The 16687-nt window shown below is 38.8% G+C and carries 10 protein-coding genes; all 10 read right to left on the bottom strand.

The annotated features are described in order from the left end of the window. Window positions 1-3: 3 nt before the first annotated feature. The 10 genes from ME1_RS01570 to gyrB all read right to left on the bottom strand — a co-directional run bounded on the left by ME1_RS01570 (window position 4) and on the right by gyrB (window position 16352). Window positions 4-2469 (bottom strand): sensor histidine kinase, encoded by a 2466-nt coding sequence (locus tag ME1_RS01570; RefSeq protein WP_004862387.1) that lies wholly within the window; start codon window positions 2467-2469, stop codon window positions 4-6. Between the two features lie 38 nt (window positions 2470-2507). Continuing rightward, window positions 2508-3905 carry an adenosylhomocysteinase gene (gene ahcY, locus ME1_RS01565; RefSeq protein WP_004862385.1) on the bottom strand — a complete coding sequence of 466 codons (1398 nt, stop codon included), beginning with the start codon at window positions 3903-3905 and terminating at the stop codon, window positions 2508-2510. Between the two features lie 1051 nt (window positions 3906-4956). Next, window positions 4957-5955: a complex I NDUFA9 subunit family protein gene (locus ME1_RS01560; RefSeq protein ID WP_004862384.1), complete on the bottom strand. Its 999-nt coding sequence runs from the start codon at window positions 5953-5955 to the stop codon at window positions 4957-4959. Between the two features lie 43 nt (window positions 5956-5998). Then, entirely contained in the window at window positions 5999-7318 is a 1320-nt protein-coding gene (locus tag ME1_RS01555; protein ID WP_004862382.1) for a bifunctional folylpolyglutamate synthase/dihydrofolate synthase, read from the bottom strand. Between the two features lie 4 nt (window positions 7319-7322). Further along, the gene (accD, locus tag ME1_RS01550) at window positions 7323-8243 is read right to left on the bottom strand and encodes an acetyl-CoA carboxylase, carboxyltransferase subunit beta (protein WP_004862381.1); all 921 of its coding nucleotides are present in this window, start codon (window positions 8241-8243) and stop codon (window positions 7323-7325) included. Window positions 8244-8791: 548 nt separating this feature from the next. Continuing rightward, window positions 8792-9511, bottom strand: a complete 720-nt coding sequence (locus ME1_RS01545; protein WP_004862378.1) for a sulfate transporter family protein — start codon at window positions 9509-9511, stop codon at window positions 8792-8794. Between the two features lie 455 nt (window positions 9512-9966). Then, on the bottom strand, window positions 9967-11361 hold the full coding sequence (coaBC, locus tag ME1_RS01540; protein WP_004862377.1) for a bifunctional phosphopantothenoylcysteine decarboxylase/phosphopantothenate--cysteine ligase CoaBC: 1395 nt from the start codon (window positions 11359-11361) through the stop codon (window positions 9967-9969). A gap of 69 nt (window positions 11362-11430) precedes the next feature. After that, the gene (ubiB, locus tag ME1_RS01535) at window positions 11431-13017 is read right to left on the bottom strand and encodes a 2-polyprenylphenol 6-hydroxylase (protein WP_004862375.1); all 1587 of its coding nucleotides are present in this window, start codon (window positions 13015-13017) and stop codon (window positions 11431-11433) included. Window position 13018: 1 nt separating this feature from the next. Next, entirely contained in the window at window positions 13019-13801 is a 783-nt protein-coding gene (gene ubiE / locus ME1_RS01530) for a bifunctional demethylmenaquinone methyltransferase/2-methoxy-6-polyprenyl-1,4-benzoquinol methylase UbiE (RefSeq protein ID WP_004862373.1), read from the bottom strand. Between the two features lie 118 nt (window positions 13802-13919). Next, on the bottom strand, window positions 13920-16352 hold the full coding sequence (gene gyrB / locus ME1_RS01525; RefSeq protein ID WP_004862372.1) for a DNA topoisomerase (ATP-hydrolyzing) subunit B: 2433 nt from the start codon (window positions 16350-16352) through the stop codon (window positions 13920-13922). Between the last annotated feature and the right edge of the window lie 335 nt (window positions 16353-16687).

The following is a 16687-nucleotide window of genomic DNA, read 5'->3' as shown; positions in this document are numbered from 1 at the left end:
GGATTAAAAAATTTTATCTCCTTTAGAAATTGGGAAAAAACATTTAACCGTTGTTCCTTGTCCTGTACCGGTGAGAATTTCAACATGTCCACCATGAAGCTCAACAAAGCTTTTAACAAGGGAAAGACCAAGGCCTGCTCCTGCACGCCCACCATGATGTGAATGGGAAGAAAAACGTTTGAAAACGCGATCAAGGACATCCTCTGGAATATCAGATCCCTCATTGTGGATACTGAAGACAATGTGGTCATCTTGTTCGTCTGCACAAAACTCAATCGTGCTTGCCTCTTTTGCAAAATTAATGGCATTACTAAGAACATTCACAAAGATTTGATGCAAGCGTGTTGCATCGGCAGAAATAAAATTTAAAGAAGGAGAAATTTGTTGTGAGAGCGTAATATAACGCCCATTAAGACGCTCTTCCACGCGTGTTACCGCTTGCACCATAGCATCAGCAATATTAACTGACTGTATGTCAAGTTCCATAATGCCTGCATCAAGGGTTGCAAGGTCAAGAATATCATTAACAATATTCAAAAGAGTACCTGATTCTGAGTGAATATACCCGAGATATTGCTTTTGGCGTTCATTAACAGAGCCAAAAATTTGATCACGTAAAATATCGGAAAATCCAATAATATTGGTAAGAGGTGTACGTAATTCATAGGAAACATGTTGGACAAATTCATTACGCAAACGATCAGCACTTTCTAAGGCTTCATTTTTTTCTTGAAGAGCACGCGCGACATGGACACTGTCTGTAACATTCACGAAGGTAAGCATTGTTTGTCCATTGGGAAGTGGGACCAATGTATAGTCAATGATTGTTCCATTTATGAGGTCCATACGGCCTGAATATGTATCGCGTTTTTCATCAAAACCTGTAATAAATTTGGTAAATTCGTTCCATTCTTTCCCCACGGTTAAGGTTGAACAATGGCTTTGTAATTGTGTAATATGGGTACCTTCTACCGACAAATTATAAGGAAGAGACCATAATTTTGATAGGGCTGGATTCGATAAACGAAGACGCCCATCGCTGCCAAAAACGACTACGCCTTCTGAAAGCTTATCAAGTGTTTCACCTTGTATTTTAATGAGTGTATTATAGCGTCGTTCGAGATCGATTTTTTCTGTGAGATTTTCATAAAGCCAAGTCACACCTCCTTGAGGGTGAGGGCTAGAAATAACCCGTATTGTACGCCCATCTGGAAGATTCCAAATTTGTTGATTAGATTCTGTTTGCCGATAGGCTTTAAAAAGTTCTTCTTTCCACGCACGCCAATCAGGGTGTTCAGCAATGAGTCCTTTTTCACGCAAACGTTCAAGAAACAATGTATGGCTTGGTTCACTTTCTAAAAAAGAACTCTCTAATGGCCATAAAATTTTAAAAGCATGATTGCAGAATTTTAATTTTTGATTGATATCAAAAACAGATACAGCTGTTGAGATTTGGTCAAGTGTTTCACAATGATTTTGCAGCACGCGTTTTAGTTCATTGGCAAGATTTTCATATGCGCTATCATCATGCGCAAAAGCGGCCATTCCTTCAGCTGTTGTAAGCCGTGTCAGATGAAAACGGTGCCGTTCTCCACCAATGACGGTATGAACATGCTCTTGAAAAATCGTTTCTATTTCATCTGTTTTGTTTTGTGGTGTGTCATTGAAAAGATCATCTACTTCATTGCTACCTTCTCGAAAACCGGTTATTTCTCTAAAGGCACGATTGATAAAACAAACATTCCCTTCACAATCTCGTATCCATACAGGTTCTTGAATACGATCAAGAAGGTTGCGCTGCATTCTAAGCTCGGTGAGGATTCTGGAAATATCTTTCTGTAAACGAGCATTTTCACTTTGTTGTGTTGAGATATCTTGAAAACGCGCAATGGCTGCTGTTCCAGCAATGACTCCTGTAACTTGTAACAGCATATTATTTGTGGTGGTAATAGAAAGTTCAAAAGGGTGAGATTGGTAACGCAATAGCGTTAATACGTGATCCAGTTCTTGTCTTGAATTTTCTTCAAGCCAGAGCTCAAAACATTGAAAATTTTGCTGATGAATTCCTACTTTTTGTAATGAGGGAATATTTCCAACTACACGAGGTGAGGCTGTTGGATTTTCCCAAATAAGAAGGAATTGCCCTGTTTCTTCCAGAAGCCATTCATAATATTTAAGTTTTTCAGAAAAATCTTCTTGAATGATCTGCAGAGGTTTTTGTGGAGTTTTTTTCGCACGCATAATAATTGTCATGGACGTGAGAAGTAAGGCACAGAAAAGTCCTCCACAGAGCGCTACAAGAAGCCATGGACCATCTGGTAAAGTGAAGCGGAATGGGAGATCCATTTCCAATGATTGAGCAACAACATATGTCGGAAAAAAAAGGCAAAAAAGGCAAAAAATGTACGTATAGATTCGGATCATTTTTTGAGCTTTTTCTTTGGGGTTATGATCACCAAAGTTGAGCACGGCACTTTTTCCCTTTTCTTTTAACCCAAGGAAACATTTTAGTAACGATAATGATCTGGTTTATAAGGTCCTTGTGGTGTAACTCCAATATATGCGGCTTGTTCTTCTGATAAAACGCTTAATTTTATTCCTAGACGATCAAGGTGAAGGCGCGCAACTTTTTCATCAAGGTGTTTAGGTAAAACAGCTACTTCATTTTTGTAGTGCTCGGAACGGTTAAAGAGTTCAATTTGCGCTAAAACTTGATTGGTAAATGATGCTGACATGACAAAAGAGGGGTGTCCTGTAGCATTACCGAGATTAAGCAAACGTCCTTCAGAGAGCAAAATGATACGTTTTCCATCAGGAAAGGTAACCATATCGACTTGCGGCTTAATATTTGTCCATGGCAAATTTCGAAGAGCGGAGACTTGGATTTCATTATCAAAGTGACCAATATTTCCAAGAATACACATATCTTTTACTTGTCGCATATGATCTAAGCGAACAACATCTTTATTGCCCGTTGTTGTGATGATAATATCGGCACTGGAGGCGGCATCATCTAAATCAACGACTTCATAGCCGTCCATAGCTGCTTGAAGGGCGCAGATTGGATCAATTTCTGTCACTTTAACACGGGCTCCAGCACCTGAAAGAGAGGCCGCTGAACCTTTTCCTACATCGCCATAGCCACAGACAATAGCTGTTTTTCCAGCTATCATCACGTCTGTCCCGCGTCTGATACCATCTACCAATGATTCTCTACACCCGTATTTGTTATCAAATTTTGATTTAGTGACGCTATCATTGACATTAATGGCAGGAAAAGGCAGAAGCCCTTCTTTTTGTAGTTGATAAAGACGGTGTACCCCCGTTGTGGTTTCTTCACTAACACCTTTGATTGCTGCACGCTGGCGTGTGAAAAACCCTGGTGTTGCAGTCATACGTTTTTGAATTTGTTTGAAAAAAAATCCCTCTTCTTCTGTTTTAGGATCAGAAAGAATATTTTTATTTGTTTCCGCTTGATAACCTACTAAAATATAGTTTGTAGCATCAGCTCCATCATCTAAAATGAGATTGGAAGGATTACCATCAGGCCATTGGAAAATTGCATCTATATAAGCCCAATATTCTTCAAGAGTTTCGCCTTTAACTGCGAAAACAGGGGTGCCAGTAGCTGCAATAGCTGCTGCGGCGTGGTCTTGCGTAGAAAAAATATTGCTAGAACTCCACCGTACATCGGCGCCAAGTGCTTTCAATGTTTCAATCAAAACAGCTGTTTGAATCGTCATATGCAATGAACCAGAAATACGTGCTCCACGCAAAGGTTGGCTGGAACAAAACTCTTTACGACAAGCCATTAAACCAGGCATTTCTGTTTCGGCGATATCGAGTTCTTTACGCCCATAGGCAGCAAGTGCAATATCTTTGACAACATAATCTTGAGTTGCCATTCTTTGAATTCCTTTAAAATTGTTTATCCCCAAAGGGTAGTAGAAATTAAAGAAGACGGTAGGAGAAATTAAAAAAAAATGCAAGCCAATAGAAAGACTTCTTTATGTAGAAAATTTCCTTCTCAAATCTCCATAAACTTGTCATATAAATTCACATTTACGTCTTAAATGATAATATTCCTGTAAAATAAGAGGAAAGGACTCATAGATTTTTTTAAGTAAGCAAAATTCATCAAATTTTATTGCTTTTGAATTGTAAAAAAATGACAATGTGACAAGAAAAATTGTTATGAGATTATTTTTTTGAAAAAAGAATAAAATATGTGAATTTCATCCATACAGATATTTTTTAAATAAAGGTTCATTAGCTTCCAAAAGGAATAGGCATTCACAATATGCGCGTTTTGTGATTGTTTGTTAAGATCAGCCGTATATTTGGGATAGAACTTAAGACAGACCAGAGAGAAGCTATCCTAGCGTTTGTATAGCAGATTGGAATTAGAATATTGGCTATTCTACAAGGTTTAATCTCAAATCAGAACATAGCTTCATTTGGGAAAAACATGAAGGCGTAGCGATAAGAAGGATTTCTCAGATTTCCTCTCTTTTGGAGTTTGGTTTTACAACTTTCAAAAATGTCCACCGCAATATCTTTTAAATAATGAAAATTGCGTTATGCCTAGCATTTTGCGTAACGCGTTCTTTTTAATAACATCATGTCCTTTTACGCAGAATAGTGCGTCATTGTGTTTATCGTTTACGCGCTTTTTAAAGAAATGTCTCCCCCTGTTTGTCATTCCTTTTCCTAGTGCTGGTTTGTAAATAGTATAATATAGGCGATACCATTATCCTTATATTCTTAGCGCAATAGGCTAAACCCATTTTTATCCATAGAATGCTCTTTCTTGTGATATGCGGATAGAATTTTTATAATCTTGAGTACAAAAGATTGAAATGAAAAAATATGACGTTATTCAGTTCTCTCATTTCAAGAGGAGACAAATGAAACATCATCAATCAAAAGCTTGATTCATTATTGTGAGAGTATGTGTTAAGCTGGCAAATTTTTTGAGAATTGACCTTGTGGACGAAATCTCCAGAGATAACTTGGTAAGAGAGCAGCCATTGTTTTGGGAGAAATTCCTGCTCCTTCTAAAGTATATCCATTTTCTATAGCTTCTTGAGAAACAATATTATCCACTTGCAGGAAGCGTATTTGATGAGCTGTGAGGAATGTTGGTAAGAGAGGCAGTTTACCGATAGTCCCCAAAATACCTCCAATCAATAGACCAGCAGAAAGAGGCATGGAGAGAATTGTTTTTTTACGGTGAACGATTTTTAATATATTTTCAAGAACATTTTGGAATGTGACAGTTTGGGGTCCCCCAAGATCATAGCTTTTTCCAGAGATAACCTGTCCTTCTAAAGCGCGCACGACAAATTCAGCGATATCGCCAACATATACGGGCTGCAATTTGCTCTGTCCCCCTCCAAAAAGAGGCATAATCGGTAAAAAACGTGAAAAGTTTGCTAAGGTGTTGAAAAAACAATCCTCTGGCCCAAAGATAACAGAGGGGCGCATAATAATTGCTTGAGGATGTTTGCTGTGAACAATTTTCTCACACATAGATTTAACGCGTGCATAAAGAAATGAAGCGTTTTCATTGGCTACAAGTGCTGACATATAGAGAAGTGGAATACCAGCTTCAGCGGTTAACTCAGAGACATTTTGTGTACCATCAATTTGTATTTTTTGAAAGTTCGATTGATTTGCTTGTGTTAAACTACCAGGAAGAAAGACTGCGCCCTCTGCTCCAAGCAATGCCCGCGCAACAGAGGCACGATGCTTGATATCAGTTTTAAGCATTTGGGTTTGGCCTACTTCTCCTATTTGCAGCATATAATAAGCTTTTTGTGGACAACGAACCGCAATGCGAACGCGATAACCACGTTTGGTTAGAGTTTCAACGACATGTCGTCCTACAAAACCAGATCCGCCAAAAACAGTAATAAGTTTAGGATGTTGATAAAGTGCACAATCAAGTTGCATGATTACAAGGTCTATCTTTCAAAGCTCTATGAATAATCAATTTCTAACATGGTGGTGTTTTATTGTCACGTAAAATATCACCGGCAAGGTAAAGGGAACCGCCAATAAGGACAATTGCATCTTTATGCTCTAAGTTAATTCTCTGTAAGGCATCTTGTAGATGAGCTTGAGGGATGGCGAAGAGGCCTACTTTTCGAGCAGATTCAGCTAAAATCTTTGGACAAATACCTGCTGTGTTATCGGTCAGAGGGATTGTATAGATTTTATCTACAAGGTTGGCTAAAGGACGAAAATAACCAACAGCATCTTTGGTATTGAGCATGCCAGCGATCATAATAAAAGGACGGTTTGTTTTTTTTCTCCATTGGGTAAGTTCTGCTGCAACAATTTTTCCAGCAGCAGGATTATGCCCACCATCTAACCATAAATCAATACTAGGAGAGAGTTGGTCAACCAAAAGTCCATGGGTAAGATGTTGCATTCGTGCGGGCCAATAAATATTTTGCAAAGCGTGACTTATTGCTTGTTCTGAAAGTTGAAAACCTGCTTGATGAATTGCTTCAAGAGAAGCGCCAGCATTGGCAATTTGATGAGCACCAATGAGGTTAGGAAGAGGAAGATCCATGAGACCTTGACTATTTTGAAAGACCATACGTCCATATTCTGTATAGCTTTGATAATCTTGATCAAACAAAGAATAAGGGGATTTATTTTTATCCGCAAGGGTTGTTAAAAGTGAAAGAGTTTCCTCGTGGCTTTGTTTACCAATAACCACAGGAACTGATGGTTTGATAATTCCCCCTTTTTGAAAAGCAATTTGTGCAATTGTGTTTCCAAGAAAAGCTTCATGATCATAATCGATGGGCATAATAAGCGATACAGCTGGCTTATTAATGACATTGGTGGCATCAAAACGCCCTCCTAACCCAACTTCTAAAATTACGACATCAGCTGGATGCGTACTAAACAGCATAAAAGCTGCTGCTGTGAAAATTTCAAAAATAGTGATCGATTCTTGACAATTCACTTTTATAATTTCACGAATTGTTTCAGCCAATTGGCTCTCTGTAACAAGTTCACCTCTTCCTTTTTGACCTAACCTGCAGCGTTCATTCCAGTTGACAAGATGAGGTGAGCTATAGACATGAACGCGATAACCTGCACTTTCCAAAAGAGCACGACAAATTGCACAAGCAGATCCTTTGCCATTTGTTCCAGCAATGTGAATAACAGGTGCAAGCTTTAAATGTGGATTACCAAGTCGTTCTAAAAGGCGAACAATACGCTCTAAAGAAAGATCAAATTTTTTGGGATAGTTTTTTAGTAAATCATCTATCATCCTCTGTACTTGGCTTTTTTCCATGAGCTTAAGCAGCTTTTGTATTAGAAAGTGGTACCTGAGAATCTGTTGGAGATGGATTGGAAGGATGAACAGTTGCAGGACATTTCATCATCAAGCGTAAAAGGCGTGCAATGGTGGTTTTCATTTCTAAACGCGAGACAACCATGTCAATCATGCCATGTTCGAGAAGATATTCACTACTTTGAAAACCTTCAGGTAAAGTTTCACGTATGGTTTGTTGAATCACTCGTGGTCCCGCAAAACCAATCATAGCACCGGGTTCAGCAATGTGAATATCGCCAAGCATGGCGTAAGAAGCAGTAACACCACCTGTGGTTGGATTGGTAAGAACAACAATATAAGGAAGTTTTGCTTCTTTCAGCATTTCAATTGCGACTGTTGTACGGGGCATTTGCATCAATGAAAGTGTTCCTTCTTGCATGCGTGCACCGCCAGAAGCAGCAAAAAGAACTAAAGGACATTTTTCGGCAATGGCAGTCTCAAAAGCTTTAATGATAGCTTCTCCTGAAGCCATACCAAGTGATCCACCCATAAAAGCAAAGTCTTGAACGGTGGCTATAATTGGTAAGCCTTCGATAGTACCATGTGCACTTAAAATGTTGTCATCAACTCCAAGTTTAGAACGATAATCTTTTAACCTGTCGATATAGCGTTTTTCATCGCGAAACTTTAAAGGATCTGTTACGACTTTTGGATTTTCAAGAGGCGTATAAACGCCATCATCAAAAAAATGCATAAGACGATTTTTAGCGCTAATACGCATGTGATAACCAGAATTGGGAATGACATATTGATTCATTTCCAGATCTTTATGAAAGACCATTTCACCACTGGTGGGATCTTTAATCCATAGATTATCTGGAATTTCACGGCGCCCCAATATGGAGTTAATTTTAGGACGAACATAACTTGTAATCCAGTTCATCTTTATAGCCTCTCTTTAAATATTATACATTTTTTGCACGATTTGAAAGAATACTAGGATTGAAGTGATGAGATCCACTTTACATTAAAATGAACGAATCTCTTTAATACTTTTACAAGTACACGTATAGCTCTAACTCCATTATCCTTTAATTTTTATTTTCCATATCATAGCAGTCAGCTGCATGAGAGCATTCCTTATAACAAATCTCTCAGCATTTTTAAGAACTTATGTTATTCTATTGCTTTGATATCACAATTTATTCCCTACGCTGTTCCTCATTTGCTACTGATAAAAACGAACATTCACTTTATCATTAATACCAACGGTTTTGAAGCAAAAGAAGCCTTAAAATTATAAAGACTATAACAGTTCATGATAACAATGGCCATGATAATGCTATGTTAACGAAGTACCAGTACCAGAGCAAGATTTTTTAAAGGGGTTCTTTTTATGAAAGCAATGAAGGCAGTTGTTTAAAAAGAGAGAGTCTATTTTAAACTCTCTTTTATTCATGCACTCTGTAGCTTTTAAGTGAATACGCATCGTTATTTTTGTGTGATGCATACGGTGGTCTTTTGGGAAAGCATTTTGTGTAAGTGTGTCATAAAGGCGGCTGCGAAAAGCGGTGTTGCTAAGTTAAGGATAGGAACCGAAACAAAAAGCGCGATCAATAATCCTGCCCCAAAAACAGTTAAGTAATGAACGCGTAAAAAAGCATGTGCTTCATGCTCCGTTCGAAAACGGTAAGCGGCAAACACAAAATATTCACGACCAAGTAAGTAGCCATTAATAACATAAAAGGCGATCAAATTGATACCTGGAATGAAAAACAAAAGAAAAGCGATTCCATTGCCGAGAAGGCTTAAGAGAACAAATTTAAAAGAGAGAATGAGAGAACGTCCAAACGGCATGGCATGTCCAATAGGCTCGTTTGGATAATCTTCTTTTTCAATAATTTCAGCAGCAGAATCAATGAAAAAACTACCAATCATAGCGGTGATTGGGGCGATAAAAAAAGCCATCAGCAAAGCTAAACCAAGATTAAAAATGATAAGCATGCCCAATCCCAACCATCCTGCCCAACTGGGTAATCCAGGAAAAAAATGAGCAATCCAAGGCCAAAAATAGGACACAAAAAGCTGGTGTATACATAACCATAGAATAATAAGCACAACGAAAGTAATCCCCAATGCTTTCAATAACATAATGCGATACTGTGGGGTTAGAAGGCGTTGTAAAGCGCGATAGGCGGAAGTAAAAATCATAATAATCAAGTAAATAAGAGAAAAAAAGTGAAAACAAGAGAGAGATTGATGAGCTTTATATAGGAACTTATTTCGTAAAGCTTATAATGTTGTTGTTTAAGGATAAACAGTCAAGAAAAAATATTTTTATTCTTCATACATTTTAGAAAAATCTGATAGATTTTTTTGTCATGCTCATAAAATAAGCAACAAAAGTGAATAGCAATAAAACCGCCAAAATTATCTGTGTTATAAAAGGCTCAAACATGTAAAGAGTTTCATTTCTTTCAAATATGCAGAAGATTACTCTTTGTACAAAGAAAATTATTCGATTAGGAATTATACGTATTAAGTATTTTTACGTTCTTTAATGCATACCATTTATTTTTTGTTTGGTATTGCATTTTTTAAAGCATTTGATCGGTTCATTTTTGCGGAATTTTTATTTTCATTTGAAACAAAGAGTTTTTTACTCATTAGTGAGTAGGGCTATAAGACTCGAAGAATGATACAATAACCTTTGCTAATTTTTGTGCTACTTGTTGTTTATTCATGTGCGGCCACTGTTCGACATTGTCTTTGCTAACAAGACAAACTTGATTTGTATCAGCGCCCATGACACTTGTGCCATCAGGGTGAAGAGAAATATCATTAGCAAGAATAAAGTTTGCTCCTTTTTCGGCACATTTTTTTTGCGCATTTGCAATTATGTCACAAGTTTCAGCAGCAAACCCAATTACCAGTGGCGGGCGGTTTGGAGCATGTCCAATTGTTGCTAAGATGTCTGGATTTTCTACCATATGCAAGGATGGTGGTGTTTTATGAGAACTTTTTTTGATCTTATGTACAGAGTGTGTTTGGCTGCGCCAATCGCAAACAGCAGCGACAAAAATTGCACCATCGGCAGGTAATGCAGCTTGAACGGCTTGTAACATCTGACATGCTGTTTCAACACGGATGGTTTTCACCTCTTTGGGAGCGGTAAGGTTAACCGGTCCACAAATAAGTGTCACTTTGGCACCTAAATGTGCAAGAGCTGTTGCAATAGCGTGTCCTTGTTTACCAGAAGAACGATTAGCAAGATAACGGACAGGATCGATTGGTTCATGGGTAGGACCAGAAGTGACAATGAAATGGCGACCAGAAAGCGGCTTTTCTTGTACACCTAAAAGAGCTTCTGCTGCAGCTACAATGGTTAAGGGTTCACTCATACGCCCGCAGCCACTTTCATCGCGTTCAGCCATTTTGCCAATTTCTGGTCCTACGATATGAATGCCATCTGTGCGTAATTTTGCAACATTGCGAACAGTTGCTGGATGTGTCCACATTGTTGGGTTCATAGCTGGTGCAATCAAGAGTGGACAGCGTGCTGCTAAAAGCACACAATCAGCCAAATCATCACCTATGCCATTGGCTATTTTTGCAATGCGATTGGCTGTGGCAGGAGCTAAAATAATGAGATCAGCATCACGCGCTAACCGAATATGGCCGATGTCATGTTCTTCTTCGCGTGAGAACAAATCGCTATACACAGTACGACCACTGAGAGCTTCAGCGGCTAAAGGCGTAATAAATTTTTGTGCTGCTTTTGTCATAATAATGTTTAAGTGTGCTCCCCGTTCTTGCAAGCGGCGAATCAGATCAAGCGCTTTATAGGCTGCTATACTGCCTCCGATAATGAGAAGCAGTGACTTTGATTGCAATGATTGCGTCTCAAGGGTGCTTGCTTGAGAAGGGGATATAGATGGAGTGGTGAAACTGCTTAAAAGGCGGCGGACTTCCTCTTCCATAGAAATGCCATTTTTTGCGGCACGTATGCGTAAAGCTTCTTTGATTTCAGGGGAAAGATTACGAATGGTAAGACTGGCCATAAGATATATCCAAGAAACAAAATGATTTCAATGATTTCATCATTGATATTTTTTAGCATATTGAGCAGATTAGAAAAGATTAAAAATGTAAAAGGTGAGACAAACACAACAAAGCGCAATGATGAACAGACTATAACGAGCATAACGGTTGGTACGACTTTGCTCATGAGCAAGTTTTTTAAGTGTGAGAGGTGAAAGATTAAATCCTGTTTCTCTCATTTTATTGAGATCTTCTTCTATACGCTGAAAATTTTGTATTAATTGTGGTGTTTTGCGTGCCAGAGAAAGGAGTGCTTGCGCCCCTTCACTGAAGTCTTTTGCAATTCCAACGGGTCCTAAATTTTTGCTAATCCATTCTCTGACAACGGGTTCAGAAGCTTTCCACATATTAAAATGAGGGTCCAATGTACGGGCTACGCCTTCCACGACAACCATAGTTTTTTGGAGTAGTAAAAGTTCAGGTCGTGTTTGCATGTCAAACAATTCAGTGACTTCAAACAACAATGTGAGTAGCTTAGCCATGGAAATGCTTTGCGCTGATTGTCCGTGAATTGGTTCACCAATAGCACGATTGGCTTGAGCAAAGCTTTCAATATTATGGTGTGGAGGCACATATCCTGCTTCAAAATGTGCACGTGCTACGCGATGGTAATCGCGCGTAATAAAGCCGTAAAGGATTTCAGCAAGGAAATGCTTTTCTTTTTTACCTAATCGTCCTGTAATTCCTAAATCAACAGCAACAATACATCCTTTTGGGTCTACAAATAAATTACCAGGATGCATGTCTGCGTGAAAAAAACCATCACGCAATGTATGGCGAAGAAAAGACTGAATAAGCGTAATTGCAAGCGCTTGCAAATCAAAACCAGCTTCTTTGAGGGCAGAAATTTCAGATATTCTTATACCATCTATCCATTCCATTGTGAGAACATTGCGTCCTGTTCGTTCCCAGTCGATTTTTGGAACCCGAAAGCCTGTATCATATTGAATATTTTCAGCCATTTCTGATATGGCAGCTGCTTCTAATCGTAAGTCCATTTCAATACGTGTGGTTTGTGCTAAAGTATCAACCACACAGACAGGACGTAGCCGTCGAGAAGCTGGTATATAACGCTCTTGTAAATGGGCAACCAGATAGAAACTTCTAAGATCTTTAGCAAAACGTGTTCTGATATTGGGGCGGATGACTTTAACAGCACATTTTTTTTTATGACCGGTTCCATCATCGTATTCAGCAGGATGAACTTGGGCAATAGAAGCGGCGGCAATGGGTGGATAAAAGTTTACGAACAAATCATTGATGGATCGACCAAGCGAACTTTCAATTTGTGCAATAGCAGCAGTGCAAGAAAATGTTTGAACACGATCTTGTAGCTGTGCCAAATCTTCTGCAATATCATGTCCAACAACATCTGGTCTTGTAGCAAGAAATTGCCCAAGTTTTATGTAAGAGGGCCCAAGCTTATTGATAGCATAAGTTATATTTTCACAGCGTTGCTTTTTTTTTGTTTTTCGTCGTGCTAACATATCTGCTATGCGATGACATAATGCTGGAAAACCTTGAAGATCCTCGTGAGGCAGAGCGCTTAAAACGCCTTCACGCGCTAAAACCCATCCTGCGCGCATTAATTGAAAGTAAGTAGAAATTTGCGCCATTTTAAATTTTCCAACCTGAGTGCAAGGCTGCGATCGCACCCGTAAGATTACGATACGATACGCGCGAAAAACCTGCTTGATTGATCATATGGGCAAAATCGTTTTGTTTAGGAAATTTACGAATAGATTCAACCAAATAACGATAAGCATCCCCATCATTTGCAATGACTTGGCCAATCTTAGGGATAGCATAGAAAGACCAAAAGTCATAAAGCTTGTCAAGCAAAGGCATTTCAACATCTGAAAATTCTAAACAGAGGAAACGCCCACCTGGCTTTAAAACACGAAAAGCTTCTCTAAGAGCTTTGTCAATATGGGGCACATTGCGGATTCCAAAGGCAATAGTATAGGCATCAAAGCTTTGATCTTCAAAAGGGAGATATTCTGCATTGGCTTCAACAAAATCAATCAGAGGAGCGAGACCATTTTTTTGTGCACGTTTTTTACCAACACTGAGCATTGAGCCATTAATATCAAGGATTGTAGCATGGGCTTTTTGCCGTGAAGCATTAAGAATACGGAAAGCGATATCACCAGTACCTCCAGCCACATCAAGAAATTTCCAATTTGAAATTGCTGGTGGAGAAAGCCATGCCACCATAGAATTTTTCCACACACGGTGTAATCCTAATGATAATATATCATTCATCTTATCATAGTTTTCAGCGACAGAGTGGAACACACCATCAACCATGGATTGTTTTTGTGCTTCATCGACTCTTGTAAAGCCAAAAGAGTGCTCCATACCACCTTTGGCTCCTACGCGTTCTGTTTCAGCTGCCATAATACATGACCTTCCTTAGTTTTTCTTTTATCGTAGTTGAAGTTAAAAGGAATGTTCAAATACGAAAAACAACGTATAAAACCATGATGCTTATACAGCTAGAAACAAAAGAGTACCTTTAGATATCGAGATTGGCAACGCTTAAGGCATTATCTTGAATAAAAATTCTCCGAGGCTCAACTTCATCACCCATGAGACGAGAAAAGAGTGAATCTGCATCGGTTGCATCATTAATTTTAACTTGTAAAAGAGAGCGCGCATCAGGATCAAGTGTCGTTTCCCAAAGCTGTTCAGCATTCATTTCTCCAAGACCTTTGTAACGTTGGAGAGTAATGCCTTTTTTACCATTTGCAAAAATGCTTTCTAGTAAACTCATGGGTCCAAAAATGCGCTCTGATTTGTCTTTACGATGGAGTAGTGGGGGAGGACTATATATTTCTATGAAACTTTTAGAAACACGGTCAATTTGACGCGCATCAGCTGAATTGATAAGCCCTGCATCTAAGGTAATAACATCTTTAACGCCGCGTAAAATACGTTCAAAACATAAACTTCCATCTGACTTGTACTGACCGCTCCAACCACGTTCTATATCATCGGCAATTAAATCGAGACGGGTTGCGACTTTATGTGCTGTTTCTTGAGCTTTTTCTGGTGTTGAAAGGGCTTCAGGATTAAAGATACCAGCAATTGCTGCTTGTTCAACAACCGTGCGATCATAGCGTGTATGAAGACCATTTAAAAGTTGGCGCAACATACGGGCGTCTTCAGCAAGTTGGCGTAAATCAGCACCTGCACGCATCTCACCTGTTGACAATTCTAGAGTTGTTTCTTCTAGTCCCGTATTGATTAAAAATTCTTCGAATGCTGCTTCATTTTTAATATATTGAGAAGATTTTCCCCGCGATACTTTATAAAGAGGTGGTTGAGCGATATAAAGGTGTCCACGTTCAATCAATTCAGGCATTTGTCTAAAAAAGAAGGTAAGGAGAAGGGTGCGGATATGAGCACCATCAACATCTGCATCTGTCATAATAATAATTTTATGATAACGCAATTTATCTGGTGAAAATTCATCTTTACCAATAGAAGTTCCAAGGGCGGTAATAAGTGTTCCAATCATATCCGATGAAAGCATTCGGTCAAACCGTGCCCGTTCGACATTAAGGATTTTACCGCGTAGAGGCAAAATCGCTTGATTTTGACGAGAACGTCCACTTTTTGCTGAACCACCAGCAGAATCTCCCTCAACAATAAAAATTTCTGATTTTGCTGGATCACGTTCTTGGCAATCTGCAAGTTTTCCTGGGAGAGAAGTGATATCAAGAGCGCCTTTTCGTCTTGTGAGTTCACGTGCTTTGCGTGCTGCTTCGCGTGCTGTTGCAGCTTCTACCACTTTACTAATGAGCAACTTTGCTTCATTAGGATGTTCTTCCAGCCATGCTGAAAGACCTTCATTTACCAAATTTTCAACAATAGGGCGCACTTCAGAAGAAACCAATTTGTCCTTTGTCTGTGAAGAAAATTTTGGATCAGGAACTTTGACAGAAAGAATAGCGGTTAGTCCTTCACGACAATCATCACCCGTTAAGTTAACTTTTTCTTTTTTTGCAATGCCTGAAGATTCAGCATATCCATTAATTTGACGCGTTAAAGCACTGCGGAAACCTATTAAGTGGGTTCCACCATCACGCTGCGGAATATTATTTGTAAAACACAAGACTTTTTCATGATAGGAATCATTCCACCAAAGGGCAACATCGACACTCATGCCATCCTTTTCACTTGCAATGTAAATAGGATTATCAAGGAGTGCTTTTTTCGTTTGGTCAATATATTTGACAAATTCAATTAATCCACCTTCATAATGGAGTTCAACGGATTGAATATCAGCATGACGTTCATCAACAAGAAGAATATGGATGCCAGAATTTAAAAAAGCGAGTTCCCGTAAACGACGTTCCAAAGTTTCAAAATCAAATTCAACCATCGTAAAGGTTTCAGAGCTTGGTAAAAATCTGATTTCTGTTCCACTTTCTGTATCACAATCGCCAATAACACTTAATGGAGAATCTGCGACCCCGTGGGTAAATGACATTTCATGAATTTTACCATTACGTTTGATTTGCAATTTAAGCCAAACGGATAATGCATTAACAACGGAAACACCAACACCGTGTAACCCTCCTGAAACTTTATAAGAGTTTTGATCAAATTTTCCGCCGGCATGAAGCTGTGTCATAATAACTTCAGCTGCTGAAATACCCTCTGTCGGGTGGATATCTGTTGGAATTCCACGACCATTATCACGAACAGAACAAGAGCCATCAGCATGGAGTGTGACATTCACAAGAGTAGCATGACCGGCTAAAGCTTCATCAATGGCATTGTCTACAACCTCATAGACCATATGGTGTAAGCCTGAACCATCATCTGTATCACCGATATACATGCCAGGACGTTTACGTACGGCATCAAGCCCCTTAAGAACTTTGATAGAAGCGGCATCATAATCACCATTTTGTGTAGGCGAGGTTATTTCATCACTCATAAAGTTAATCCATTTCTGTATTTAATTTGCGATATTTCATCAACTTTTTCGAAGCTTAACGTTCTGTCCAGTTATTTATGGAATAACCATATTAGATATTTACCGTATATCAGATTTATATTCAACATCTGTTGGTATATAAGAGTAGAGAATGATTTTTGCATACACAAACATTTTTGTACTGTTGTGTTGTATATCAGATGTAAAAATACGTAAAATGTGATCTGACGAAGTTTATATTCCAAAAGGTCTGCATGTTTTGATTGGGAACCGATAGTCACTTGAATTTTTCGGTTACACGAAAAGTGAGAGAAAAAGGGCAAATTTTGTGCTTT

Source organism: Bartonella vinsonii subsp. arupensis OK-94-513, assembly GCF_000278235.1.
Lineage (GTDB): Bacteria > Pseudomonadota > Alphaproteobacteria > Rhizobiales > Rhizobiaceae > Bartonella > Bartonella arupensis.
This window is presented reverse-complemented; position numbering and strand designations above follow the sequence as displayed.